The organism is Arthrobacter sp. B0316-5-4 (assembly GCF_059090325.1).
On sequence record NZ_JBNHFN010000005.1, the window covers coordinates 514,851 to 540,522 of the forward strand.

The window sequence follows — 25,672 nt, forward strand, 5'->3', positions numbered from 1 at the left end:
TCCTTGGTTTAGTTGCTGAAAATTCGGGCTGCACGGAGTTCGCCGACCGGAAGGCCGCCGCCCAGCACAGGTGGGCTTTGAAGAGTGTCCAAGCTGCCGCCGTCGACACCCAACCGCCGGAGAACCTCAACGGTGACAGGCATGCGGGCGCGATCACCGCCGTCGGAAATCTTCACGGCGACGCCCGTGCCGTCGGGGAGGCCCACCAGTTGGAGGCCCTCGAACCCGTCCTTCGCAAGCAGGCCCGGAACGGCGCGCATCAGGGCCGTGACGTCGCGGCCTTCGCCAGCAACCATCTCCGGGAAACGGCGCATGGCATGCGCCACCTTGCCCTCGTTGCTGCTTTCGTCGGCGGCAGCCAGGCGGCCATAGGCCCGGGCCATTCCGTGCAGCGAGTGGGCGAAAAGCGGTGTTCCGCAGCCGTCAGTGCTGACTGCTGCGGCTTCCTCGCCAGTGAGTTCGGTAATGGTGTCGCGGACCAGGACCTGCAACGGGTGCTCCGGGTGCAAGTACCCCTCCACAGGCCAGCCGTTGATGACGCAAACGGCGGTCATGGAAGCGTGCTTGCCTGAACAGTTCTGTGCGATTTGGGTGGGACCGTTGCCGGCGCGAAGCCATTCCTCGCGTTCTTTGACGCCATAGGGAAGGTCGGTACTGTTGCCCAGGTTCGCTTCCGTGAGGCCATGCAGCTTCAGGATTTCCTCGGCGCCGCTGCGGTGCATTTCCGCTCCGGAGTGGCTTGCTGCCGTGAGCGCCAGAAGGTTCTCCGGGATATCCAAACCGGCTTTGAGGAGCGCAACGGCCTGGAGCGGCTTCAGGCTTGAACGCGGGTACATCGGCGCATCCGGCTCACCTGCTGATGCTGCTGTGCTGCCGTCTTCGTTCAAGGCGATCAGCGAGCCGTAATGGATGCTCTCCACCAACCCGTCGCGGGTTACCTCGACGAGCGGAACGTGGTGGGGCGCATTCCGCGCCTCGGCCTGATGGGCCGGTGCTGCTGGGACGGTCATGGTGTCCTTTGGGTGGGTCATTTGCTGAGGATCGTGTCCAGGGCGACGCTGACGGCCTGAAGGTGGTCGGCCATTGCCTTGCTTGCGGCTTCGGAGTCGCCGGCTTCGATTGCGTTGAGCACTGCCACGTGCTCTTCGTCCGAGCGGTGCTGCCGGTCAGCCACGAGGTTTAGGGTTTCGGACTGGTGGGCCAAAGCCTCGCGGATATCCGAGACAACGCTGGCGAAAACACGGTTTCCGCTTGCGCGGGCGACGGCGGAGTGGAAAGTGGCGTCCAGGTTGACCCAGGCTTCGGGATCGTTCTCGTTGAGCATTTCCTGGACGATGTCCTTGAGGTGCTCGAGTTCCTCGTCGGTCCTTCGTTGGGCTGCCAGCCCGGCGGCGGGGATCTCGATGTGGGGACGTGCTTCGTTAAGATCGCGTGCGCTGTACTGTCCCAAGGTAAGGTCATTAGCGACCTTGTTAGCCACGATGAATGTGCCCTTGCCGGTTTTGGTCATGGTGAGGCCCAAGGTGTTGCAGGACCTCAACGCTTCCCTGATGACCGAGCGGCTCACGCCGTACTGTGCGGCGAGCGTCGCTTCGGAGCTCAACTTGGTGCCGATATCGAACTGGCCGCCCTCGATGGCTCGCCTCAGGGCCGCGAAGACCGCCTCAGCTGCGGAAATGCGGGAGATCGGGGTGTGCGCAGCGGCATTGCCCGGGAATTCGGGTTGTCCAGCTGTCCGGCTGTCTGACAGGTTCACGCTTTGAATATGGCACGGGTCACAAGGCACTGTCAACGCTGAAAGAACCGCTTCACGGTTTGGTGCCGTTGCTCGTTCAAGCACAATGGACCATGCTCTTCACCAAAAAGTCCCTTACCGCGGATGGCTTCACCGGGTTCAGGCCGCTCGACGAACTCGATCCCATGCGGGTTCCCCAGGGACCCGGTATCTTCGTGGTCCTTCGACCAGCAGATTTTGAGCCCGTATTCCTTAGTAAGAGCACTGCCGGGACGTTCAAGAAAAAGGACCCCTCCCTCAAGCGGGAAGCGCTGGAAACCGAGTGGCTCCCGGAAGCTTCCGTACTATACGTGGGCAAAGCCAGCGCAGGCAGCCAGGGCAATCGCGGGCTCCGTAAGCAGATCCAGGAGTTCATGGACTACGGTCGTGGGCGTCCGACCGTCGTGTGGGATGCCCGGCTCATCTGGCAGTTGCGGGACGCCCTCGACTTGGTGATCGCATGGAAGGAACTTCCCGCGTCCGAGGTAAATGCGGCCGAAGCCGCCTATCACGCTGACTTTATCGCCACCTTTGGCAGGCTTCCGTTTGCCAACCTCGTCCAGGCGCGCTCCAAGAAGTAAGGACTAACGTTCGACGGCGACGGCGACGGCGGCTGGCGTGCGCCGGCGTCGGCCTGCCGTTCGCTTCGCATCCGGCGCATAATGTGGTCATGACCGCCAGTGATCCCACCCGCGGCAGACCGGCGGGACCCCGCATAACAGTTGAGGTTCCGGCCCTTCGCGTTGGCGCCGGACTTGCCGACTATGAGGGACTCAACCGCTTTGTCGACTCACTGCGCAAGCCGTCGGGACTGCATATGACACTGTTGCACGTCGGCGTCCTGGACCACTTGGTGGCGGACATTGAGGCTTGGACAAGAGGACTCTCGACGGCGGATAAGGTGCTTCCGGAACTCGTGAGCTGGCTGACCGAACTGCCGGTTCTGGAAGGATTCCTTGGAAAAACAGACCGACTGATCCCTTTGGGCGGTGGGCGCCTGATGGGCTTCGAAGTGGATGTGCCTCAGGAAGTCCACGATTATCAGGCCCTTCTGGTTCAGGGGCTCCACGTGCTTCTGGACGATCTTGGCCTCGACAACATCGACGACTTTATCCTCAGCTCACCTGCCTTGGGCTACAGATCACCGCGGTGGCTGCCCCATATTGCCGTTGGCAAGGCAAAGTCCCGACACGAAGAGTCCATCGAAATAGCTCCTGTGGCAATCGAGTTTGGTGATTCCCGGATCCGGAACAGGCAGGCACTCCCGCAACACGGCTGACAGGGTGGATGTTCTCTGACCACGGTAAGTTGGATGTGTCTCCCGTTTCCGACCTGAGGACTCCCATGCAGCCGCGCACCCTGTTCCGCACCGTCGCTTTTGCCGAGGCCGTGACTTGGACGCTGTTGCTGATTGGGCTCTTCCTTAAGTACGTCACCCGCACCACCGACGTGGGTGTGAGCATCGCGGGTGGGATCCACGGCTTCGTGTTCCTTTGCTATGCCGCCACGGCTGCCTTCACATGGATCAACCAGAAATGGTCCACACGTACCGGCCTGCTTGCGATCGTCTCGGCGGTCATTCCTTACGCCACCATCCCCATGGAGAAGTCGCTCGATCGTCGCGGTCTCCTTGCCGGAGGCTGGCGCTTGGCTGCTGGGGGAGAGAATCCGCAGGGCGGTTTGGAGAAGACCCAGGCCTGGGTCTTGAGAAATCCGATTCTCGCCGTGCTGGTAACCCTTGTGGCCGTGGGCGCGGTGTTCAGCTTCCTGCTTTTCATGGGCCCTCCGGGTACCTGGTTCTCCTGACCCCTGAGACAGGCACTGCCTGCGCGTTAGTTAGGCGTGAGGATCGTAAAAGCATGTCGGGCCACTAATTGGAACCCAATCCTGCCATCCGGGGCTGACTACGGATCGCAACGCCTTCTTCCAGATCACAGGCCTGCCCTCAGCCTTACTTTCCGCGGTAGCAGGGCACTCCATCGTCAAACATCTGTTGTCCTCGGAGTCCGGGCCGTCGTCACGGCAATGGAAGTCCGGCATGAGTTGGTACAAGCCGTCCGCTGAGAAAATGACACCCTGCGCCGAAGCGGGAGCAGCGGTTGGCAACTCTGTCGAAAGTGTCGCCGTGTTTGGAGAGCTGGCGTGGTTTTCGCCGCCCTGGCAAGCACTTGTGAGAAGCAGGCCGGACAGAGCCATCGCTATCGTTGCAAGACGCGTGGCTGTTGTTGTGTTGGCATGAAGGTCCCGCATCATTCGGATTCTCCTAGCTAGTTTGGGTGAAGTGTCGATCAGCCTAAATCGGCTCAAGGGAAACGGCTGAAATGAGGATCCAAGGCCTGTGGATAACCCCCAGACGGCTGCTCAACCTGCTTTTTGGAGCCCTTCGACCTGCTCGGGTTGGCCCTGGATTTGGGCATGACGGCATCACGTGCCCGCCCAGTCAGTAGGGCTGCCTTGCTACTTCGCCGCGTCGGGGCAGCCCCAGGATTTGGGGTTTTGCTCGCAGGTGTCGGCGACGAGTGCTTTTTCGGTTTTCCAGACGTGGATGGTTTTGGGTGCTGTGGTGAGGTCGAGGGTTCCGTTGATGGGTAGTGGTGGTCCGTTGTTGACGGAATAGGTTCCGGTGAAGCTGGTGGTGAGGGTGGCTAGGTAGTTCCCCGTTTCTGTGTACGTGTGGCTGTTGCGGGTCTGGGTGGTGAGCCATTGGGTTTGGGGGATGGGGTAGCCGGCGGTGGGTGTGGGTCCGAGGGTGGTGCCGTCGCCGTAGGTGTAGGTGTAGTTTGCCGGGGTGGCGGTGAGGTGGACGGGTTGGCCGAGGATGGTGAGGTCGAAGGTTTGTTGGCCCGGTGTGGTGTAGAAGTTGGTGGGTCCGCCTTTGAGGGTGTTAGGGAAGGGTTGGGCTTCGAGTGTTCCGGGGTTGACGGGTAGTTGGCGGAAGTCGCTAAGGATCCGGGCCGCGATGTTGGCCAGGACGTCCTCGGTTTTGGTGTCGTAGAGGCAGGTTGGTCCGCTGACGGCGGGGTAGTCGGTCCAGACTGGATTGGTGATCGACTTCGGCGCTTGCCGCCAGATCACGGGCGTGCCTTCCTCGCCGCCAGGTGTTTTCGGTGGGCAGTCCAGAGTGAGGCAACCCCTGTCCGGGGTGTCCGAACCACCCGAGCGGCAATGCACGTCGGCCATGTATTGGTAGGGGTCCTCGGTGGCGGCACCTGATCCCGTGTTCGTTGATGGACGGCCGGTGACTGGATCGAGAGTGAACCGGGCGTGGATATTTATGGCCGTGTCGTGTCTACCGATGCTGACTCGCGGGTCGTCAGCCGCAAATGATGAAGTGCCACTTAGCACAACGTGCATCGCCAGAAGAACTAATCCGAGTACGGCAAGTAGGGTCACTCGCATGGCTAACCGACAATCAATCCATTGTCGACAACCTGCCAGAAGCCGTGTCGGTAGGTGACCATGACAGCCTCGGCAGTGTTATATGCCGGTGTGGTCTGCTGCCCCGGAGTCCCGTCGGCGTCGAAGTACTGTATTTGCTCCTGGACAACTTGTGCTTTCACCGACTGCGGGTCTGAACCGTCCTCCCATAGCACCTCTATGACTGGAATAGTTATGCGGCCGCCGACCACCCAACGGCCCGATGTGTAGTTGAGGTCCACGGCTCGCTTATAGGCAGCGCCCGAGACCGTCGTCGTGTCGGTTATGAGACTCCACGGTGAGAGGTCGCCGGTCTCAGTGGCGTAAGAGTATGTCGCGTACCAATACCCAATAAACGCCTCCAGCCCCGCCTTTGAGTTCTCCTTCGCGAGCTCTGGCATCACTGGGATAGGCACATTCTGAGCCTTGCCCTTCGCATCAGCCGGTTTGTAGGCGGCAGTAGGAACCGAAGTAGCCGAAATAGCCGGCGCGGTCGGGCCCAAGGAGGGTGACGCCGTCGTCGTGCTTGTGGGTGAGGGTGGTTCGCTGGGAGTCGAGCCGCCCTGGCAACCACCCACCGTGAGCACAAGGACGATGCCCAAGACGAAAGTCCGGGCATTCGGAGACGGAAAAGTAGTAAGTGAAACGCGAGACATGACAGGCTCCCCAGCAGCTGTTCGGCGGTGTGCCGGTCAGTCTAGGCCGAGGCAGCTAGAGGATTCATGTCAGAAATTGCGGCCTGTGGAAAACCGCATAAAGAGCTATCCCCGCAGCTTCTCCATGTCCCGGCGGTCCTTCTTGGTGGGTCGGCCGGCGCCGCGGTCGCGCTGGGGCAGGCCGAGCTTGGGGGCTACCGGCCGAGGGGGAGTGTGGTCAGTGAAGCAATGCGAGGCAGCTTCCGCTCCGACGCGCTTGGCGATGAGGCGTCGCACCTCGAGGATCCGTTCCCAACCGGATTCGCGCACGCGGATGGTGTCGCCGATGATCACGCTTTGCGAAGCTTTCACCGGGTTTCCGTTGATCCTGATGTGCCCGGCGCGGCAGGCGGCGGTAGCGGCGGACCGTGTTTTGTAGGCGCGGATCGCCCATAACCAGGCGTCGACGCGGACGTTGGCTGGGGAAGAAGACGGGATGCTCATGATTGGAACGAGTCTAACCGGGGCGGAGCGGGCTGGCGAGAACGCCGGAAACACGCGAGATCGCGGGAAAGGCGCCCATATCGCCGGAAAGCTCCGGCGATCGCGCAGGGTTCCAGCGAACTCGGCGAGGGCCCAAAAACCCACCTACCGCACCGTCACCTCAACCCGCTGCGCCATGTTGTTCCCGATGCCCTGGTAATTCCACACCTGCTCCGTGGGCTGCAGCGCGCCTGACGTGTCCATGGCTCGGCAGCGCAGCACGTGTTCACCCGGGCTCGCGACCCACACCATGGACCACGACCGCCACGCAAAATCACCGAGCGGCGGATCCACGTGTGCGGGCATCCATTCGCCGTCGATCCCCACTTCTACCCGCTCCACTTCGCCGTGACCTGACCATGCCCGGCCGTGCAGCATCACTGGTCCGGCATCAACCATGCGGCGACGTGTGAAGAAATCAGGAATGCCGGGTGGAACCATCAGGGAACGGACGCGGATATGCGTCACTGGCAGGCCCGGCCCGTCGGGACCCTGCAGGTAGTGGTAGGCGACGGCCTGCTGGAATCCCATGAACCGCGATGTCACAGCTTCGATCGACGTCAACCACTTCACGCTCGCCATTCCGTACCAGCCGGGCACCAGCAACCTCAAGGGGAATCCGTGCTGTAGCGGCAACGGACTTCCGTTCATGGCGTACACCAGCAAGACTTCGGGATGCATGGCCTCAGCGATCGAAAGGCTGCGGGCGTACGGCTCCTCAACCCCGCTTTGAATGCCGCTGTCGGCACCGGTAAAGACAAGCTCGACGGCGTCACTCGCCAACCCAGCCTCCTCCAGCAGGGGTGCCAAGGGAGTTCCGGTCCACTCCGCGGTCCCTACTGCCCCTAGGCCCCAGGGCTGGCTGAGCGGACGAGGTTGCAGGAGGGATCGCCCATTTCCGGCGCACTCCAAAGTGACAGGCATGGTGACGGCCGGACGGGCTTTGATGTCTTCGAGGCTCAGTTCAACACTGCGCTCAACAGCTCCGCCCAACCGCAAACGCCAGGTCTCAGCGGACACGTGGGGGATGTCGAAGTGAATGAGCAGATAGTGAAGGCCGGCCGGGGTGATGTCGTCGTGCAGGGCCTCCAATGGCATGGAGTGGTTCCGCCCGGACAGTTGCAGTTCCTCGTGGGTCAGCGGACCGTCGGTGGGCTGGCCGGAAGTAGAGGCTTTCTGCTTGACGTGGTGATTGGACATGGGACGGCGGCGTTCTACTCGAAGCTAAACGCTGCGGAGTGCCGCAGCACTTAGGACAAGGATCACGCCGCGGGCAGAACTCCGTCAATAGCTCGTTGTGAGGCCTACTCTGCAGGGTAAACGAACCCAATACCCTGCGGACCGGGCCTCGCCACGGAAGGTGACTACCGGCGTCGTAGTTCCGGGTACTCAAGATGCGGGGCAACGGTGCCGGCGTCGCGTTCAAGGAAATTGACGGCGGGCGCCACGATGTCGTCTATTTCGTCAAGGATCGCCTCGCTTAGGACCACGTCCGCTGCCTTGAGGTAGTCGGTCAGATGGTCTTCGGTGCGCGGCCCGATGATCACGCTGGTCACGGCAGGGTGGTTCAGTGCGAACGCAACGGCGAGTTGGATGAGGGTCAATCCATGCCGTGCTGCCAACTGGGCCAAAGCATCGGCGGCGTGCAGCTTGCCCTGGTTGAACGGAGCGTTTACGTCGAATCGGCCGGGAAGCGCGGAGAATCGCGAACTTTCCGGCTGCCCGGAGCCGACGCGGTAGCCACCGGCAAGCCAGCCGCCGTCGAGCGGTCCGTAACTCAAAACCCCGACGCCGTATTGCTGGGTGATGGGGAAAACGTCGCGTTCGTTGGCACGCACCAACAGCGAGTACGGAACCTGGTCGACCACCGGCGGCGTCAGGTGGTTGGTGTTGGCGATCCACTGGGCCTCAACGAGCTGGGCCGGGCTGAACACGGATGTGCCGTAGTACAGGATCTTGCCCTGCCGGATGAGGTCGTTCAGCGCAGTGATTGTCTCCAACAGATCGGTGTTGTAGTCCGGCCGATGTGCTTGGTAAAGGTCGATGCGGTCCGTGTTCAAGCGCCGCAAGCTGTCCTCCACAGCCCGTACTATCCATCGTCGGGAGTTTCCGGCATGCGCCGGGTTGGAACCCATCTGGCCATGGAACTTCGTGGCAAGGAAAACGTCGTCGCGGCGGCTGTGGATGGCTTGGCCAACAACGGTTTCGGCTTCGCCCTGCGAGTAGATGTCAGCTGTATCGACACTGGTGATGCCGGCGTCGAGGGCGGCTTTGATGATGCGGATGCTCTCGGCGGGACCCGTAGGCGCGGCGCCGGTGCCGAAGTTCAGGGTGCCCAGGGTGAGGGGGCTGATCAGGGCGCCAGTGCGTCCAAGCGTACGTAGCTCGTTGAGGCTCATGTCGGCTTCCTGTGGAGGGGCAGTGCTGGGATGTTCAATCGAGGCTACACACGGCCGTCGACGGCATAAACGCAAGCGGTAGAACTTCTTCGTTTTTCGTCTTGCGAGGTAATGGAAGGGGCCATATTCCGCGACATTTCTTGACATGCAGCAACACAAATGTCTTTCGGATCAACAAATATTGCCGTTCTCCTGCGCAGGTGAATTATGGGAAGGGAACTCAAGCCACGCACGAAGGGGACAGCGGAATGACACAAACCACAGTGGAAGAAACGGCGGCCATCAAGGCTGCCTTTGCGCAGTTCCCGTCAGGAGTCGCAGCGTTCAGCGCGATGGTGGACTTCACGCCGGAAGCCCTGGTGGCATCGTCGTTCACGGTAGGTGTTTCGCTCGAGCCGCCGTTGGTGATGTTCGCAGTTCAGAACTCCTCCACAACCTGGCCGAAGCTCCGGCAGGCGCAGCGTTTGGGAGTCTCAGTCCTCGCTGAAGGGCAGGAAGGTGCCGCACTCCAGCTGGCCTCGAAAACCCGCGATCGCTTCGCCGGACTCGACACCAGCGTGAGCGACTCAGGCGCAGTCCTGATCGACGGTGCGGTGCTGGGTTTCGAATGCGAAGTTGTATCCGAGACACCGGCCGGGGACCACGCAATCGTTGTCCTGGAGGTCAAGGCAACCACCATCAACCACGAATCAAAGCCGCTGATCTACCACGGCGCGGCTTTCCGGCAGCTGGCCGCCTAAGGCCTCAACTAAGAGTTGCGGCTGGCGCTGCTGCTCAGCGAACCTTTACGGATCGGGCTCGGAGACTTTCCATTCTTGGAAGTGTTCGGGCCCGTTTTCTTGGCGCCATTTCCTGTGCCCGGTTTAGGGGAGGCATCAGGCTTGGATGCACCGCCCGGCGATTCCGGGGTCTTCGGGGCGAGCGTCTTCCCATTGGGTGAAGGGGCGGGGTCATCCAGATCCCGGACGGTGACCTTAATGGCCGGCGGTTGACCGGCTTTCGCCCGTGCGGCGGCCCGGCGGTCGGCTTCGGCCACGGCATCTGCCCAATCCTTGGCCAGGACAGGCGGTTCCTTGGCGGCAGCCACAACCATCGGATGGTGCGCAGTCTGGTGTTCCACCACGGACTTTACTTCCGCGGGCTTGGGCAGCTTACGGGGGTCCACTTTGGCTTTCCACGCGCCGTCCTTGACAGCAGTGGACGCACCTGAGAGCCGCCGTCGGACGTCTCCAAGGAGGTCCCGCTTAGGTGCCGCAGGAGCGCCGGGCGTCGGGACAGAGACGGGAGCCGGGGCCTTGGCTGGTGCCACGGGAGACGGAGCGGTGTTAAAGGCCGAATCCAGGACGTCGGTCCCATCAGGAGCCGGGACACGTGCGGGGTGCGGAGGCAAATGAACGATGGGGGTGGTGGCCTTCTTCGGGAAAATCCCAACCAGCGCCAGGAGAATTATCGACAGTAGACGCCCAACTCCGGCAACCACCAGAGTGATAATGACGATCAACCCGAGACCCAGGAACATCAGGACAGCGAGTCCCAGCGTTCCCAAGTACGTCAGGTTGATGGCGAGTGTTGTCGGATCCTCCACGTAGCCCCCCTGGCTGTCGTTTTGTGATGCGCGCATTGCCCACCTCGCTTGCTTACCTAGCCTAAGGTCCAGCACCGACGGAATCACGCCCCGCCCCTCACTCTGGCCGGGTTGTTTCAAAGCTGTTATCTCGCATGGGAAAATATGTTGCCCAGCTCTCATTTACAGCCTCAGATTGGGACTCCGTGACCCCTGACTTGACCCGCCTCCGCAACGGAGCGTGCCCATGTCTCTCCGGGGACCAGTACGACGATTGCTGCGGGCGTTTTCACCGCGGCGAATCCGACGCGCCGACAGCCGTCCAACTCATGCGCTCCCGGTATTCGGCTTTCGTCGTCCTGGATCCGGAATACCTCCTCCGGACCTGGCATGCCTCCACCCGCCCGGACTCCATGGACCTGGACCCGGACATCCAGTGGCGGCGCCTGGACATCCTGGGCACAGCGAGTGGCGGCCCCCTGGACTCGAAGGGCACCGTGGAATTCGCTGCCCACTACAGGCTCGACGGCGAACGCGGCCTCCAGCGGGAGCTCAGCCGTTTCGTGCGGGAGGGCAAGCGCTGGTTTTACGTGGACGGCGACGTTCGCTGACGCTTCCCGTCCGTCTCGGCCAAGGTGTGGGAACTCACCGATACTTGCGGTGCAGGTTTTCCTTCGTCGAAACGCCCGGCGCGGCATCACCAATCCACGGCCCGGTGCCCTCCGATTGGTCCAGCACGCCTTCCTCCAGCCAGACGTAGTCACCGGCGAGGACTTTGCGGGAGAGCGCGTGGTCCCCGTCGTCGGTGTTTCGCCACAACTGGTCGAAGTACTCGTCCACGCGGACCCTGGCCTGTTCACAGAAGGCATCAGCGAGTTCGAACGCGCCAGCCCCCTCCGCCGGGTTGGTCCGGAGGATCATCTCGGCCCGTGAACAGCAGGCGGCCATCGCAAAGAGCTCCGCACCAATATCAACGATCCTGCCCAGGAACGCCTGCTTGAACTCGAGCTTCGCCTGCCACCTGCCCATCCCGTAAAACGTCTGCCGGGCGAGTCGACGGGAGGACCGCTCCACGAATCGCAAATGCTTGCCGAGACGACCGAACTCCGAGAAGGATCGCGGGTCCATGCCGGCTCCAGCTACCAGCTTGGGCAGCCAGCGCGCGTAGAAACCGGAGGCTCCGACGGCGGCCCTCGCCTTGTCCTGCAGGCTCGCGTCCGCCGCGGCGAGGTCGCCAGCCGCGGCAAGGTGCGCATCCACGGCTTCGCGGGCGATCAGGAGTTTCATGATCTCGCTGGAACCTTCAAAGATGCGGTTGATGCGGAGGTCGCGGAGCAGTTGCTCGGCAGGTACGGCACGTTCCCCGCGGGCCTCCAAGGACTCGGCGGTTTCGAAACCCCTGCCGCCACGGATCTGCACGAGTTCGTCGGCGATCCGGCAGCTCAGTTCAGTGGACCACAGCTTGGCCAGGGCCGCTTCAATGCGGATGTCCTTCAGCCCGGCGTCGGCCATCTCCGCGGACAGTTCAAACACGGCTTCCAGCGCGAACGTGGTTGCGGCAATGAAAGCGATTTTCTTGCCCACGGCTTCGTGTTGACCAACCGGGCGGCCCCATTGGGTCCGGGCGTTGGACCATTCACGCGAGATCTTCAGGCTCCATTTCCCCGCGGCGACACAAAGTCCCGGAATGGAAAGGCGGCCGGTGTTCAAAGTGGTCAGGGCAATCTTGAGTCCTTGGCCCTCCCTGCCCAGACGGTTCGCGGCGGGGACGCGGACCTGATGGAAACGGGTCACACCGTTTTCAATACCGCGCAGGCCCATGAAGGCATTCCGGTTTTCCACCGTGATGCCGGGGGAGTCCATCTCAACAACGAAGGCGGAGATGCCGCCTTTGTGCTCCGTCCCATCGGCATCCGTGTGCGAAGGGACCCTGGCCATGACCACCACCAGTTCGGCGATCACGCCATTGGTGGTCCACAGTTTGACGCCGTCCAAAAGGTAGGAACCGCCGTCGTCGGCCAGTACGGCAGTGGCGCCCATGCGCGCCGGGTCGCTGCCGACGTCGGGCTCTGTCAGGAGGAACGCGGTGATGGCGCCGGCGGCGCAGCGCGGCAGGTACTCTTTTTTCTGCTCGGCTGTGCCGAATTCCTTAACGGGTTCCGGAACGCCGATGGATTGGTGTGCCGAGATCAGCGCGCCGAGGCTCGGGTGCACCGATCCCAGCAGGGCGAGTGCGCGTCCGTAGTAGACCAGTGACAGGCCCAGACCGCCGTATTCACGGGGGATCTTCATGCCAAAGACGCCCAAATCCGCAAGCCCGGCCAGGTAGTCGTCCGGGATCCGGGCGTCGCGTTCGATGACCCGTCCGGACATGGTCTTGGCAAACGCGACTAGGCGTTCCATGAACTCTTCGCCGCGTTCCACATCCTCTGCCTTGGCCTGCGGCCACGGATGGATGAGGCTGAGGTCGAAGCTGCCCAGGTAGAGCCCCTTCGCGAAGCTGGGACGGTTCCATTCTGTTTCACGCGCGGCTTCAGCGACGGCGCGGGCTTCTTCCGCGGTGGCGTTGACGCTTGCGGCAGTGAGACTGTTGTCAGTGGCGGACGTCATGGGATAACTCCTCTAGCCGGTTGTGCCGGATGGAGCCAGGGTCCGCCTCGGGTGGGAACCCTTCAGCTGTCCCTCAATGCTACCCGTGAGTAGCTACCCGTGCTAGGGGAAATCTGCGGCTGGAATTCGGCCGGAATCTCCACTTGGCCTGCGTGGTGGACCAGGCTGTCCCACGCAAAGTTGATGCCATGGACGAGCCCTCCCAGGACGCCCTTCACGGCGTACCAGGCGATGCCCATGGTCCCAATAAGGATGATGGTCGCCATAGCTGCCGCCGCTATGAAAGCGGCCAGAAGTACGGCGAAAAACAGTGTTCCAAGAACTACGTACGTGCCGGTTTCAAGCGCAGTGACATCGAAATCCATGGTTCCCCCCGGGGCGACGGTGCGTGGGACGGCGCGGCGTGGCTGCGTCGATGCTTTGACATTAGGGGTGGGGGCGCATTCGGGCCAGTGCAGACGCGCGCCGCGGACGCGTTGATACGGGATCGAAACCATACCAGACGGTAGGTTACGGAATGGTTGCGACGGCGGCCCCCGCTACGCGTTCGACGGCGGTACTTCAGCGCCGTCCGACGCCCCCGCGACGCTCTGCGTTAACCTTGTACGGGGCAGTTTCCGCTGCCAGCCAGGTTTCGCAGCAGCTGAAGGAGAGTAGTTGTCCCGTTCAGCCATGTCCTCAGCGGACGCCATCGGTGCGAGGCTCCGTGATCTCGAACTGTTAACCAAGGGCCCGGCATGGGCTCTCACGCGATCCGCGCCATGGGTGATCGCGGTACTTCAGGCATCCTTCACCCGCACCCGGCCGCAGCTTCCGCTCGAAGAGTTCCACGCCGACGTCGATGCTTTCCTTGAGCAGCTCCGCCGCCAGGACCCGGCACTCGGAGGCCAGCAAAACGGCAAACTGTTCGGTGACGAATGGACGCGCAAGCAGTTCCTGACGCGCCGTAACCAATCCGGCCAGATCGTCTACGAAGTCACAGAGCCTGCGGCCCGCGTTCTGGCATTCCTTGACAGCTTGTCGAGCGAGCGGTCCACGTTGAATGGTTCGCGGCTGGGCACCTTGTTGGGGGACGTGGAGAAGCTCGCCAACGAGACCAACCCGGATCAGAGCGCCCGACTGGAAGCCCTCGAGGAGGAGATCCAGGAACGCCGGCAACTGGTGGAGGACATCAGTTCAGGCGAGTTCGATGGCTTGCTTGACGACGAGGAAGCCGTGGAAGCTGCCGGTAACATTCTGGACCTCGCCGCGAGCCTGCCCGCCGACTACAAGAAGATGCGTGACCGCATCGAGGAACTGGTGGGCGAACTCCGCAACCAGATCATCGAGGAGTCATTGAGCAAGGGTGCCACCATGGCCCAGGTCCTGGAGGCCGATAAGCGGCTGCGGCAAAGCCCCGAGGGGCGCACTTTCCGCTCTTTCACGGCCTTCCTGGAAGACCCGCAGCAGCAGTTGCGCTTCCGGTCGGCGATCGGCGAAGTGCTGAGCCGGCAGTTCGCGGACGACCTTTCCCCTGAGGATCGCGAAACCCTCAAGAACCTCGTGGCGGAGCTGAGGTACCAGCACAGCCAAATCCAGCGGATCTACGGCAAGCTCTCGGAGAGCCTCAACACCTACATCCAAAGCGACGACGTGCGGCAGTCGGTCAGCCTGCGCAAGGTCCTCGCCGAGGCCGAGCAAGCTATCCGCTCACTGCCCTACGAGCGCGACCGGCCCGGCCTGGTTCGCGGGCCTGTCCTGTTCAACGCCGGGTTCGAGTCGCTGGCTATGGTCAAGCTGTTCGACCCCGACGAGTTCGCCACGCCCCCGCGCCTGGCCGATCCCATCGCCTTCAGCGACTCGGACAGGGTTCGCTCGGCCCGCACCGGCAAGGCCAAACCCGCGGTTGTCCGGGCCGCGATGGCGGGATCCGCCACCTTGGCCGAGGCATGGGAGAACCTCCCCGCCGAGGAACGGCACATCAACACTGTCCGGACCCTGCTCTCCGTGGCACTCCAGTCAGGCGCAGCCTTCGACCGCGCCGCCTGGGAACACATTGACTTCGAACAAATCGACGGCAGCATCCGCACTGCGTACCTGCCTGTCGTCACGCTGAATGAGGATTCTGATGACTGAGGAAATCACGACTGAGGAAATCACGACGACGGATGTCGCCGACGCCGGCGAGGTCACCGACGCGGGCGAGGTCACCGTGGAAGCCAGCCATTCCGATCCGTTCCGGGTCACCCCGCGCGACTCCTTCGTCGACGGTGCTGCCCTGTTCCCGGGCGATACGGGGGTGCTCCCCATGAAGGTCCGCCAAGCACTGGTGAAGCTCCTCAAAGGCCCGTACATAGATGGCGGCCGGGAGGAGAAGCTGTGGACCACCCTGCTGGACAACCAGTTGATTCTCCGCAGCCGACTCTCGGAACTCTTCCTCACCTTGCAGTTGGACCACGACCGCAAAATCGCTGTCCTCCGGCCCGTCGATCCGGAGATCATCGGCGCAAGCTCCCGCTCCAGCATCCTCCGTCAACAGCGTGCCTTGAGCCGCGTCGAAACCATTGTGCTGTTGAGGCTCCGCCTCCTGCTGGACCGCCACGTCACTGCCCAGACGGACCCGACGATCACCCGTGAGGAGATCTCGGACCTGGTGGCCAACTACACCCCCGCCGGCCAACAGGATGCCCTGCGCGACTCCGACGTCGTGACCCGCACTATCACCAAACTCCTGGCCCGCCAACTGCTCCTCCCCACGCCCTTGGACGACAGCTATACGATCAGCAACGCGCTGCCCCTGGCCCTGCCCTTCGAAAACATCGGCGACATCCCGGCCCAAATCGAAGCGCTCGTGGCAGTAGCCGCCGACGAATCAGGCACAGAACCCCTCCTCGACCTGGAACCCGACTCCGACTCCAGCGACGACGAAAACGGCGACAACGACGCCGATGCCGCCCCCGCCGCGGACGCAACAAATGAAGGACCAGCCAAGTGACCATCGCAAGCATGCTCCCCCTCGGTGAGCTCACGAACCCCGGCCAGATGCGGCTCGCCTTAGTGCAAGTGGTCAACTGGGGCACGTTCCATGGCGCCCACACCATGCACGTCGACCGCAAGGGCACCCTCCTGACGGGCAACTCGGGCGTGGGCAAGTCCACGCTCTTCGATGCCATGCTTCGGGTGTTCGATGCCCGCCCGCGCTCCAATGAGGCCGCGGCCCAGCGTTCCGGCGGCGCTGTGGAGGACAAGAGGACCACGTTCACGTACATGCGCGGCAAGGTCGGTGATAAGGCGGTGGGCGATAGCTCGGCCAGTGCCTTCCAGCGACCGGGTGCCACATGGTCCGCCGTCGCGCTGACGTTTGATAACGCGGCCGGCACGAAGGTGACGGTGTCGGCGCTCTTTGACCTGCCGAAAAACGGCACGGAATCCAGCGTGGGGCGCTTCTATGTCATCGACAGCAAGCCTTTGGACCTTGAGGCGATCGAGGGGATTGCGCAGAAGCGTTTCACCAAGGGTGCGCTGGAGGGGATTTTCCCGGACGGCCAGGTGTTCGATGTCCACAAGGCGTTCGCGGAGCGTTTCCGGAGGCTCCTGGGCATCAATTCGGACCAGGCGTTGCCGTTGCTTCGGGTGATCCAGGCCGGGAAGGGCTTGGGCGGCAGCGTGAACACGTTCTTCCGCGAGCAGGTTCTTGACGCGCCGGCTACCTTGGCGGCAGCGGACGATGTGGTGGAAGAGTTCAGCAACCTGATGTCCATTCGGCAGCGGCTGGAGGACGTCCGGCAGCAGCGCGACCAGCTGGCACCGGTTCCTGGGTTGAACAAGGAGTACGCACAGGCGTTGCTGGACGCGAACCGCCTCCGGGAGTTGGCCGGCGAGGAGTTTGAGGCCTATAAGCAGCAGCTTGCCGTCACAGTGCATGCCAAGACGCTGGCCCGGTTCAAGGAGCTTGCGCAGTCCAAAGCGCAGGAGCTGGCCGCCGAGCGTACGGTCCGGGATGCCCTCTCCAAGGAGCTCCGCGACCTTGAGCTGGACTACAACAACCGGGGCGGCAACGCCATTTCGGCAATAGAGCAGTCGCTGGAGAACGCCCGAGTTGGCTTGAAGCTGCGTCAGCAGGTTGAGGATTCGGCCAAGAAGGCGTTGGCTGACGCCGGCCTGAACCTTGAATGGTCCGCCGAGGGCTGGGATCAGGCGCATGAGCAGGCAGCTGCCCGGTCTGCTGAGTTGAAGGATGATTCGGAGGCACTGAAGGAACTCCGGTTCGAAGCTTTCGATGGCCATGCCACCAAGAAGCGTGAGCTGGCGGCGGCCCAGCAGGAATTGTTGTCGTTGCGGTCGCGCAAGTCGTTGCTGCCGCCGTCGAGCATTGAAAACCGGGCCGCCATCGCAGCCGCGACCGGTGTCCCGGAAGAACGGATGCCGTTTGGCGGCGAGCTGATCGACCTCGCCGAGGGGCAGGATCAGTGGCGCCCCGCAGCTGAGCGCGCCTTGCGGAACCTGGCCACCACGTTGCTGGTTCCGGGGGAACACTTCGCTGCGGTTACGCGGTACTTGAACGACAACACCGTCCGCGGGGCCCTGCGCGCAGTGGACGTGTCCAAGCCGCTCGCAGGCGGCGCACTGGCTGTGGAGGACGTGTCCGACGGCGACCTCTTGACTAAGTTGAGCATCCTCACCTCGGGCGCCAATGCCGACGCCGGGGAATGGATCCGCGAGCGGATCGCCTTGGACTTCGCGTACCCGTGCGTGGAGGATCCGGATGAACTGGCCTCGATGGACAAAGGTCTGAGCCTGGGTGGCGTGGTCAAGCGCAACAGGCACACCGTGGAGAAGGACGACCGGTTCACCAGCCGTCAGGATTACGTGCTGGGCTTCGACAACGCTTCAAAGCTCGAACTTGTCGCAGCCCGCGTCGGAGAACTCGAAAACGAGTTGGCCAAGGCTGCGGAGTTGGCGCAGAGCCGCGAAGACTCGCACCAGGGCATGGCCCGCCAGCTCGAAGCGCTCCGCCGGGTTGCTGAAGACCAGCGGCCGTGGGAGCAGGTTTCCGCGGCAGTTGCTGCGGATGAGCTGGCCCGGATCGAACAGCGCCTGACGGATGCATTGGCAGCCCAGGCAGACCTTGAACCACTGCGCGCCACCATCGAGGCAGTCCGCGAAAAGCACCAGTCCTCAACAGGTGCGGCCGCCGTGCTGCAGAGCGAATACAAGGCGCTCGACCATCAGATGACCACCGCTGACGGCCTGCTCGATGCGGCGAGGCTGAAGCTTGAGCAGGCGCCGCCGTCGGGGTCCACCGTGGCCGCCCTGGAGCCGTACTTCGCGGGTGCTGCGGAGGTGTCTGAGCTTTACGAGCTGGACAATCTCGCAAACAGCGTCCGGAACACCCTGCTCGATGAGCTTCGTAACGCGGAGTCTCGCGGCCAGGCGACGGCCGAGCGGCTGACTCGCATGTTCGAGGCTTTCGTCCGCGACTGGGGGAGCGCTATCAGCGCGGACCACGGCACGTCAATCGGTGCTGCCGGCGACTTCGAATCCCGGTACCACGCGATTGTGAGCGATGGTTTGCCGGCGCAGGAGGCCGAGTTCCGGCGGTTCTTCAACCAGCGCACGCACGAGTCTTTCAGCACGCTGCTGCATTTGCTGGACGAGGAACGCCGCAGCATCACCAGCCGCATCCTCCCGCTCAACGGAATCCTGTCGCAGGTTAACTTCCATGAGGGCAGCTTCCTGGAACTGGACATCAAGCAGACCCTCCCCCCGACGGCCAAGGTGTTCAAGGATGCTATCCAGAACGCCTTGAAGGCCAAGCACACCCGGCCGTCACGCGGCGCTTCGCCGACAACCGAAAACGACGACGACGCGGAGCTCACCGCACGCTACAAGTCGCTCGAAACCCTGGTTAAGCGGCTCGGATCGCAGACGCCTGAGGATCGTCGGTGGCGTGCCGAGGTGCTGGATGTTCGCGGGCATTTGTTCATCCAATGCAAGGAACACCGAGAAGTGCCTGCGAAGTCGGGCAAGGCAGGCAAGAAGAAGACCGAAGTCTTCATGCATGCTGATACCGGCTCCATGTCCGGCGGTGAGCGCCAGCGCTTTACGGCGTTTATCATGGCTGCTGCGCTGAGCTACCAGCTGGGCATTGCAGAGCAGGGGTTCACGACGTACGGCACTGTGATGATGGACGAAGCGTTCGTGCTGGCCTCGGAGGAGTTCGCTGGCGCCGGCATCAAGGCCCTTCACGAGTTTGGCTTCCAGTTGCTGTTGGCTGCTCCTGAAAACGTGATCGACCTGTCCCGGCACCTTGGCTCCGTCACTGAAATCCTGCGGGACAAGCGGACCAACCGCTCGGGTGTGCTCACGGCGCCGGTCATCGCCGGACCGGGCGAGCCTGGGGCCTGGCGGTCAGAGGCAAACCCTGTGGACATCGTCCTGCGCTGACGCAACGCGGGGTCACTGGCCCATGATGGACCGGCGGACGGGCCGGGTGTAAACCCCGCGTTGCTGGCTAGCGTTTTGAGTCGCCGCGGACCCGGTCAAGGAACAGCGCCGTCCGGGACTCCAGCCCGGCGATCTGCCGGAGTACGACGACGGCCGGGTCCGGGTTGATCTCGTTGACGGGTGGTTCCTTGCGCACATTGGCGCTGCAGCCGAACTCGGCACAAATCAGGGTTCCCACCGTGTTCCCGTCCTTGCCGGATTGCCCGGCCTTCTTGGCGACCCACAGGTAGACGTCCTCTTTGGAAAATACGTCGCGGCACAGTTCGCAGAGGACTACCCGCCTTTTCCCGGATCCGCCCTCGGGTGCCCGGAGCAGCACCCCGGTGAGCTTTTCCTGGTGGTGAACTACAAGGTATCCACGCTGTGGCATCTTCTCGTCCCGCCAACCCAGGAACTCGAGGTTTTCCCAGTCGAGGGTGTCAAAGGTGGAGGGGAGGTTGAGTTTCGCAGCCTCGGAACGGCTGGCGTTGATAAAGGACGAACGGACCTGTTGGGCAGTGATTTTCTGCATGGCAATGCTTCCTTGGAAATGGTCGACGTCCGCGCACGAAGATGGGCGCGGGATGGCTCGGTACGTCGGTCATCCGCGCGAAGGGCACAGCAACGCGCGCGGCTATAAGCCGGGGCGGTCCGTAATGCCTGGATTGCCTAGAGGGATGCCGACGTGTGGGGGAGTGCCAAGCAGGCCAAAGTGGCCACCTCGCTAACCGTGGCAGCAGCAACTGATGCAGTGCGCATGCTCAACCCCTCGTAATTGCCCGTGGAAGCGGTAGTCCGCTGCCGCTATCCTCCCAAAATCCGGGCGGCGCTGTCCACCCGATGTGATTGAGCGTCGGGGTGAAGGGGGTGGGATGTGAGTGAGGGTCGGGGTGAAGGGGGTGGGATGTGATGGAGGGTCGGGGTTGTGATCTGCGCCTCAGTTGGGAATAGGTTACGTAAATGTTTCTTAATTCTCGTCAGGCTAGGCTAGCCTTACTTAGGATCGCATCACTTACCTAAGGAGTCCCGTGGCTTCCCTTCTCCCACGCCGCGCCCTGCTCAAAACAGCAGGTACCGCGACGGCCGCGCTTGCCGCCGTCGCCCTCACCCTCACCGGCTGCTCCACTGGCCCGGCAACCTCCACTCCGGCAACTGAGCAGGCAGAATCCGCAGCTTTCCCGGTGACCATCAAAAACGTCTTTGGTGAGACCACCATCAAGGAACAGCCCAAGCGCGTAGTCACTGTCTCGTGGGTCAATGATGACGTCGCGATCGCCCTGGGCGTTGTCCCGGTTGGCGTTCCGAAGAACGAATGGGGCAATAACGACAAGGGCTCCACCCCGTGGAAGGACGCAGCACTGGAGAAGCTCGGCGCCGGCTTTGGCACCGACAAGGCTCCGGTCCAGTTCTCCGAGGCAGACGGCATCAACTTCACCGAGATCGCCAAGCTCAACCCGGACGTTATCCTGGCCGCTTACTCGGGCCTGGAAGAAGCAGACTATAAGAAGCTCAGCGAAATCGCCCCCGTTGTGGCGCAGCCGGAGCTCGCCTACGGCACTCCGTGGCAGGAAAGCACCACCCTGATTGGAAAGGCCCTGGGCAAGGAAACCGAGGCCAAGAAGCTGATCGAGGACACGCAGGCCACGGTCGAGGACAAGGTGTCCAAATACCCGCAGATCAAGGACAAGACCTTCATCTACGGCAACCTTGAGCCCGCCAAGGGTGACGGCGCCAACGTCTACACCGCCATCGACAACCGTCCCCGTTTCCTTTCGGAAATCGGCATGAAGCTCGCCCCGGTAGTGGAGCAGAACACCAAGAGCAAGACCGAGTTCTTCATCCCGTGGTCGGCTGAGAAGGCAAACGAGCTGGAATCGGACGTCTTCGTCACCTGGGTTCCGGACTCCACCACGGCCGACGCCATCAAGGCCGACCCGTTGCTCGGCCAGATCCCAGCCGTCAAGAAGGGCGCACTGGTTGCCGACTCGGACCAGACTCTGACGCTCGCCATCTCCGCCTCCTCGCCGCTGAGCCTGCCATGGGCGCTGGACACGTTCCTGCCGCAGCTGGGTAAAGCAGCCGACGCAGCGGGCAAGTAACTGCGATGAAACTGAGTACGACGACGGCACTTCAGGGGCGGGGCGACGGCACTTTGGTGTCGGCTGGCCCGGGAGGCATCACCTCTGATACCAAGGGAACCGGAGCTGTCACCGCTTCCCGGGGCGCAACAGCCAAGCGCTCTGCGTGGCTGTTGGTGGCCGTCGTCGTACTCGCCGCAGTGTGCGCCGCCTCCTTGGCGATTGGCGCACGCGGGCTTCCCCTTAACACTGTGTGGGAAGCCCTCACCAACTTCGATCCGGTAAACGGCAACCACGCGGTGGTTATCGCCCGGATTCCCCGCACTGTCCTAGGACTCCTGGCCGGAGCCGCACTTGGCTTGGCCGGCGCAGCCATGCAGGGCGTGGCCCGCAACCCGCTGGCCGATCCCGGCATCCTTGGACTGAACGCCGGTGCCGCCCTGGCAGTGGTGGTGGGGATCTACGTTTTCGGTGTCGGCTCGCTGTCGGGCTACATCTGGTTCGCATTCATCGGCGCCGCAGTGGCCGCCGTCGTTGTTTATGCCGTTGCGTCCTTGGGACGTGATGGTGCGACGCCGGTCAAGCTCGCGCTCGCAGGTGCGGCCCTGAGCGCCGGCTTGTTCTCCCTGATGAACGTCATCCTGGTTTCAAGCCAGGACACTTTTGACCGTTTCCGTTTCTGGCAAGTGGGCAGCATTGGCGGACGCGATTGGTCCGTCCTCCTTCCGGCGCTGCCTTTCCTGGCAATCGGCGCCGTCATTATCCTGGCCGGCGGCCGCGTCCTGAACAGCCTGGCGCTCGGTGACGACATTGCCCGGGGCCTGGGGCAGAACGTCGCCTTGTCCCGTGGAATCACCGGACTCGGCATCGTGTTGCTGTGCGGCTCCGCCACCGCGTTGGCCGGTCCCATTGGATTCCTGGGGCTCGTTATTCCCCACGCCGTCCGCTCTCTGACAGGTCCGGACTACCGCTGGATCCTTCCCTTCTCTGTGGTTGCCGCCCCTGTTCTCCTGATCAGCGCCGACATCCTTGGCCGCGTCATCCTGCTCCCAGGCGAAGTCCCGGCGGGCATCATGACTGCGATCATCGGCGCGCCTGTCTTCGTCTGGCTCATCCGCCGGGGCAAGGGGGCCGGGCTATGAGCACCGTCCACAAACTCCCCACCGAGTTGGCATTTGATGACAATGTTTCCCCCAAACACCCTCATCAATTGTCACTTCGGCGAGTACTGGGCCCCACCTTCTTCCTTGGGCTGGCCCTCGTGGTCATGTTCGCCGTGTATGTCCTCCTGGGCAGCTACACAGTGACCATTCCGGACTTTTTCACCATCGTCGTCAACCACCTGACCGGTGGGGAAAAAATCCCGGGCGCCAGCTTCATCGTCATGGAGCACAAACTGCCACGCGCCGTAGTTGGAACCATGATCGGCATCGCGTTCGGCCTTGCCGGGGCGCTGTTCCAAACCATGCTCCGGAACCCGCTGGCAAGCCCGGACATCATCGGCATCAGCTACGGCGCCAGCGCGGCGGCCGTGACGGCGATCGTGATCTTCGGCGCGTCCGGCGCTGTTGTTTCCTGGGCTGCGCTGGGCGGAGCACTCGGTGTCGCGGCCATCATCTACGCAATCTCCCGAGGAACTAGCTCAGGCGCGGGCGGTGGCAGCCGGGGCAACGCGGCAGGCAATCGCCTCATCCTCGCCGGAGTGGGCATCGCCGCAGCCCTCCACGCGGTAGTCAACTTCCTCATGACCCGCGCAGACATCCGCACGGCCGCCGATGCGCTCATCTGGCTCAACGGCTCCCTGAACTCCTCCACCTGGGACCGTGCCGGAGTTCTCGCAGTCTCAATGCTGGTCCTGATTCCCGCCGTCATTGCACTGGCTGGCCCGTTGCGGATCCTCGAACTCGGTGATGACGCTGCGGCCGGACTTGGCATCAAGGTGAACGCAACCCGGCTGGGACTGGTGCTGACCGCCGTCGGATTCGCCGCCGTCGCGACTGCCGCGGCCGGACCGGTAGCGTTCGTCGCGTTCCTCGCCGGCCCGATCGCCCGCCGCGTCGTCCGCAAACCCAGCCTCCCGGCGTCGGCCCTCACCGGTGCGCTGATCGTGCTGCTCGCAGACTTCTTCGCTTCCAACATTGCCCCCGTCATCCTCGACGGAACCGTCCTACCGGTCGGCGTCATCACCGGCGCCCTCGGTGCTCCCTTCCTGCTGTGGCTGCTGGTCACGTCGAACCGAAAGGAGGCCTGAGATGGCCGTCCTTAATGCCAAGGACCTTACGCTCCAATACGAGGCACGCAAGGTGGTGGAGGGGCTCACCACTGAGATCCCCGAAGGCAAGGTGACCATGATCGTGGGCGCCAACGCCTGCGGCAAATCCACGCTCCTTCGCGGACTCTCGCGGCTCCTGAAGCCAGCCGGCGGCACCGTGACGCTCGACGGCAAGGACATCCACATCCGTCCCGCCCGCGAACTCGCCCGCACGCTCGGCCTGCTTCCGCAGCACCCCACCGCCCCCGACGGCATCACCGTACGCGACCTCGTGGGCCGCGGGCGGTATCCGCACCAAGGCTTCTTCCGCAGCTGGAGCGCGGGTGACGACGCCGCAGTGCAGCGCGCGCTCGACGCCACTGACACCCTTGGACTCGCTGAGCGAAGCATCGACGAACTGTCCGGCGGGCAGCGCCAGCGTGTGTGGATCGCCATGGCCCTGGCCCAGGAAACCGACGTGCTGCTGCTTGACGAACCCACCACCTACCTGGACCTCGCGCACCAAGTGGAAGTCCTGGACCTGATTACGGACCTCAACCGCAGCCGCGGCACCACGGTGGCCATTGTGCTTCACGACCTCAACCTCGCCGCCCGCTACGCAGACCACGTCATCGCCATGAAGGGCGGGTGCATCGTAGCCGAAGGTCCCGCACCGGAAGTGGTGACCGAGGAGCTCGTGTTCAACGTCTTCGGACTGGAATCCCGCGTTGTTCCGGACCCTATTTCAGGTACACCGCTGATCGTCCCCATCGGACGCCACCACGCTCGCCCCGCTTCAACCAACGAACTGGAGATCGCCTCATGAGTGCACAACCCACCCAGGCCAAGGCAAGTGCCGCAGTGGAACCCATGACCCTCGCCTTCGACGTCACCGTGACGGCCGTGCAGGAGCTGAGCCCCAACTTCCGCCGGATCACGTTCGGCGGCTACTCCCTGCGCGACTTTGGCGTAGCGGGGGACACCCTTGACCTGCGCGTGAAGCTGATGATTCCCTCCTTCGACGCCTCCGGGCAGCAGATTCCGCTGCCTCCCTTCAAGATGGAAGAAGCCGGCTGGTACCGGGAATGGTTGGCCATGGATCCCGTCGTCCGCGGAGACATGCGCACGTACACGGTCCGCTCCGAAAGGCTCGACGCCGTGTACCCCGAAATCGACATCGACTTCGTCATGCACTTCGACGACGACGGCCACGGCGGGCCGGCAGCCAACTGGGCCTTAGCCGCGAAACCCGGTGACGCGCTCACCATCATCGGACCCAACAACCGCGCAGCACAGTGCACCACAGCCGGCGCCTACGGTGGCATCGAATGGCGTCCCGGCCTTGCCCAGCGTGTCCTCCTCGCGGGCGACGAAACCGCAGTACCCGCCATCAGCGCCATTTTGGAAAGCCTCCCCGCCGACATGACCGGCCACGCGTTCCTCGAAGTACCCTCGGCAGCAGATTTCCAGGACATCTCCACGGCCGCCGACATCGAAATCACGTGGCTGGCCCGAGGTGCGGCCATCGGACGATCCCGTCCGCACGGTGAGCTCCTCAAAGAAGCCGTGGCCAAAGCCGTACCAGTGCCCGGCTGGGTAGGTCTCAAAGGGATCGAGACGGCCGCCGGCCCCGAGCCCGAAGACGTCAATGTGGACCAGGACATCCTCTGGGAGACCCCCCAACGCATGGACGCTGCAGCTATCGAAGCCACCAAGAACCCCACGCTGCCTGCTGGTGCCCTGCCGTTCTACGCATGGATCGCAGGCGAGGCGTTCGTCATCAAGGAAATGCGGCGGTACCTGGTGCGGGATGTGGGCATCGACCGCAAGCAAGTTGCGTTCATGGGGTACTGGCGGCGGGGCAAAGCGGAGGGCTGATCCTCTCCGCTGGGTATTCGGGGGCCTGCGCTGGGGGCCGCTGGGTGGCCGCTTGGCG

At 63.2% G+C, this 25,672-nt stretch carries 25 protein-coding genes; 13 read left to right on the plus strand and 12 right to left on the minus strand.

Annotation, left to right across the window (positions count from 1 at the left end; translation table 11 throughout):
• Positions 1 to 8 precede the first annotated feature (8 nt).
• A complete protein-coding gene (locus AC5RU9_RS18055; RefSeq protein ID WP_494017502.1) occupies positions 9 to 1,031 on the minus strand; it encodes an asparaginase in 1,023 nt (340 codons plus the stop codon).
• Positions 1,028 to 1,756, minus strand: coding sequence for a FadR/GntR family transcriptional regulator (locus AC5RU9_RS18060; protein ID WP_494017503.1), 729 nt, complete (start codon positions 1,754 to 1,756; stop codon positions 1,028 to 1,030). Before AC5RU9_RS18060 ends, AC5RU9_RS18055 begins: the two co-directional genes overlap by 4 nt.
• A gap of 92 nt (positions 1,757 to 1,848) precedes the next feature.
• Between AC5RU9_RS18060 and AC5RU9_RS18065 the strand changes: the two genes are divergently transcribed.
• The 3 genes from AC5RU9_RS18065 to AC5RU9_RS18075 all read left to right on the plus strand — a co-directional run bounded on the left by AC5RU9_RS18065 (position 1,849) and on the right by AC5RU9_RS18075 (position 3,580).
• A complete protein-coding gene (locus tag AC5RU9_RS18065) occupies positions 1,849 to 2,355 on the plus strand; it encodes a hypothetical protein (RefSeq protein WP_494017504.1) in 507 nt (168 codons plus the stop codon).
• 89 nt (positions 2,356 to 2,444) lie between these two features.
• The gene (locus tag AC5RU9_RS18070; RefSeq protein ID WP_494017505.1) at positions 2,445 to 3,053 is read left to right on the plus strand and encodes a hypothetical protein; all 609 of its coding nucleotides are present in this window, start codon (positions 2,445 to 2,447) and stop codon (positions 3,051 to 3,053) included.
• 65 nt (positions 3,054 to 3,118) lie between these two features.
• Positions 3,119 to 3,580, plus strand: coding sequence for a DUF3817 domain-containing protein (locus AC5RU9_RS18075; RefSeq protein WP_494017506.1), 462 nt, complete (start codon positions 3,119 to 3,121; stop codon positions 3,578 to 3,580).
• Positions 3,581 to 4,231: 651 nt separating this feature from the next.
• On the opposite strand, the gene AC5RU9_RS18080 is transcribed toward AC5RU9_RS18075, so the two are convergent.
• From AC5RU9_RS18080 to AC5RU9_RS18105, 6 genes are all read right to left on the minus strand, one after another.
• Positions 4,232 to 4,954 (minus strand): hypothetical protein, encoded by a 723-nt coding sequence (locus AC5RU9_RS18080; protein WP_494017507.1) that lies wholly within the window; start codon positions 4,952 to 4,954, stop codon positions 4,232 to 4,234.
• 221 nt (positions 4,955 to 5,175) lie between these two features.
• Entirely contained in the window at positions 5,176 to 5,607 is a 432-nt protein-coding gene (locus AC5RU9_RS18085; RefSeq protein ID WP_494017508.1) for a DUF6318 family protein, read from the minus strand.
• Positions 5,608 to 5,629: 22 nt separating this feature from the next.
• Positions 5,630 to 5,761: a hypothetical protein gene (locus AC5RU9_RS18090; protein WP_494017509.1), complete on the minus strand. Its 132-nt coding sequence runs from the start codon at positions 5,759 to 5,761 to the stop codon at positions 5,630 to 5,632.
• Positions 5,762 to 5,952: 191 nt separating this feature from the next.
• A complete protein-coding gene (locus AC5RU9_RS18095; protein ID WP_018779945.1) occupies positions 5,953 to 6,330 on the minus strand; it encodes an RNA-binding S4 domain-containing protein in 378 nt (125 codons plus the stop codon).
• 144 nt (positions 6,331 to 6,474) lie between these two features.
• Positions 6,475 to 7,569 (minus strand): sulfite oxidase, encoded by a 1,095-nt coding sequence (locus AC5RU9_RS18100; protein WP_494017510.1) that lies wholly within the window; start codon positions 7,567 to 7,569, stop codon positions 6,475 to 6,477.
• Between the two features lie 164 nt (positions 7,570 to 7,733).
• The gene (locus AC5RU9_RS18105) at positions 7,734 to 8,768 is read right to left on the minus strand and encodes an aldo/keto reductase (protein ID WP_211710658.1); all 1,035 of its coding nucleotides are present in this window, start codon (positions 8,766 to 8,768) and stop codon (positions 7,734 to 7,736) included.
• A gap of 248 nt (positions 8,769 to 9,016) precedes the next feature.
• On the opposite strand from AC5RU9_RS18105, the gene AC5RU9_RS18110 reads away from it, so the two are divergent.
• Entirely contained in the window at positions 9,017 to 9,508 is a 492-nt protein-coding gene (locus AC5RU9_RS18110) for a flavin reductase family protein (RefSeq protein ID WP_211710657.1), read from the plus strand.
• An 8-nt stretch (positions 9,509 to 9,516) separates the two neighbouring features.
• Here the strand turns inward: AC5RU9_RS18110 and AC5RU9_RS18115 are convergent, their stop codons facing one another.
• Positions 9,517 to 10,389 (minus strand): hypothetical protein, encoded by an 873-nt coding sequence (locus AC5RU9_RS18115; protein ID WP_494017511.1) that lies wholly within the window; start codon positions 10,387 to 10,389, stop codon positions 9,517 to 9,519.
• A 98-nt stretch (positions 10,390 to 10,487) separates the two neighbouring features.
• Between AC5RU9_RS18115 and AC5RU9_RS18120 the strand changes: the two genes are divergently transcribed.
• Positions 10,488 to 10,943, plus strand: coding sequence for a YchJ family protein (locus AC5RU9_RS18120; protein WP_494017512.1), 456 nt, complete (start codon positions 10,488 to 10,490; stop codon positions 10,941 to 10,943).
• Positions 10,944 to 10,977: 34 nt separating this feature from the next.
• On the opposite strand, the gene AC5RU9_RS18125 is transcribed toward AC5RU9_RS18120, so the two are convergent.
• Both AC5RU9_RS18125 and AC5RU9_RS18130 read right to left on the minus strand, forming a co-directional pair.
• A complete protein-coding gene (locus AC5RU9_RS18125) occupies positions 10,978 to 12,942 on the minus strand; it encodes an acyl-CoA dehydrogenase family protein (RefSeq protein WP_494017513.1) in 1,965 nt (654 codons plus the stop codon).
• Positions 12,943 to 13,004: 62 nt separating this feature from the next.
• Positions 13,005 to 13,439, minus strand: coding sequence for a hypothetical protein (locus AC5RU9_RS18130; protein WP_494017514.1), 435 nt, complete (start codon positions 13,437 to 13,439; stop codon positions 13,005 to 13,007).
• Between the two features lie 160 nt (positions 13,440 to 13,599).
• On the opposite strand from AC5RU9_RS18130, the gene AC5RU9_RS18135 reads away from it, so the two are divergent.
• Genes AC5RU9_RS18135 through AC5RU9_RS18145 form a run of 3 tightly spaced genes read left to right on the plus strand, consistent with a single transcriptional unit; the run spans position 13,600 to position 19,368 of the window.
• The gene (locus AC5RU9_RS18135; protein ID WP_494017515.1) at positions 13,600 to 15,057 is read left to right on the plus strand and encodes a DUF3375 family protein; all 1,458 of its coding nucleotides are present in this window, start codon (positions 13,600 to 13,602) and stop codon (positions 15,055 to 15,057) included.
• Positions 15,050 to 15,916, plus strand: coding sequence for a DUF4194 domain-containing protein (locus tag AC5RU9_RS18140; RefSeq protein WP_494017516.1), 867 nt, complete (start codon positions 15,050 to 15,052; stop codon positions 15,914 to 15,916). The genes AC5RU9_RS18135 and AC5RU9_RS18140 overlap by 8 nt, the downstream gene beginning before the upstream one ends.
• Positions 15,913 to 19,368, plus strand: coding sequence for an ATP-binding protein (locus tag AC5RU9_RS18145; protein WP_494017517.1), 3,456 nt, complete (start codon positions 15,913 to 15,915; stop codon positions 19,366 to 19,368). The genes AC5RU9_RS18140 and AC5RU9_RS18145 overlap by 4 nt, the downstream gene beginning before the upstream one ends.
• Before the next feature lie 67 nt (positions 19,369 to 19,435).
• On the opposite strand, the gene AC5RU9_RS18150 is transcribed toward AC5RU9_RS18145, so the two are convergent.
• Positions 19,436 to 19,939 carry an FBP domain-containing protein gene (locus AC5RU9_RS18150; protein WP_494017518.1) on the minus strand — a complete coding sequence of 168 codons (504 nt, stop codon included), beginning with the start codon at positions 19,937 to 19,939 and terminating at the stop codon, positions 19,436 to 19,438.
• 496 nt (positions 19,940 to 20,435) lie between these two features.
• On the opposite strand from AC5RU9_RS18150, the gene AC5RU9_RS18155 reads away from it, so the two are divergent.
• The 5 genes from AC5RU9_RS18155 to AC5RU9_RS18175 are packed head-to-tail and all read left to right on the plus strand — an operon-like array spanning position 20,436 to position 25,614.
• On the plus strand, positions 20,436 to 21,506 hold the full coding sequence (locus AC5RU9_RS18155) for an iron-siderophore ABC transporter substrate-binding protein (protein ID WP_494017519.1): 1,071 nt from the start codon (positions 20,436 to 20,438) through the stop codon (positions 21,504 to 21,506).
• Between the two features lie 5 nt (positions 21,507 to 21,511).
• Entirely contained in the window at positions 21,512 to 22,627 is a 1,116-nt protein-coding gene (locus AC5RU9_RS18160) for a FecCD family ABC transporter permease (RefSeq protein ID WP_494017520.1), read from the plus strand.
• Positions 22,624 to 23,736 (plus strand): FecCD family ABC transporter permease, encoded by a 1,113-nt coding sequence (locus tag AC5RU9_RS18165; protein ID WP_494017521.1) that lies wholly within the window; start codon positions 22,624 to 22,626, stop codon positions 23,734 to 23,736. The genes AC5RU9_RS18160 and AC5RU9_RS18165 overlap by 4 nt, the downstream gene beginning before the upstream one ends.
• 1 nt (position 23,737) lies before the next feature.
• Positions 23,738 to 24,562: an ABC transporter ATP-binding protein gene (locus tag AC5RU9_RS18170; RefSeq protein WP_494017522.1), complete on the plus strand. Its 825-nt coding sequence runs from the start codon at positions 23,738 to 23,740 to the stop codon at positions 24,560 to 24,562.
• Complete coding sequence (locus tag AC5RU9_RS18175; protein WP_494017523.1) at positions 24,559 to 25,614, plus strand: siderophore-interacting protein; 1,056 nt, start codon at positions 24,559 to 24,561, stop codon at positions 25,612 to 25,614. The genes AC5RU9_RS18170 and AC5RU9_RS18175 overlap by 4 nt, the downstream gene beginning before the upstream one ends.
• Positions 25,615 to 25,672: the final 58 nt, after the last annotated feature.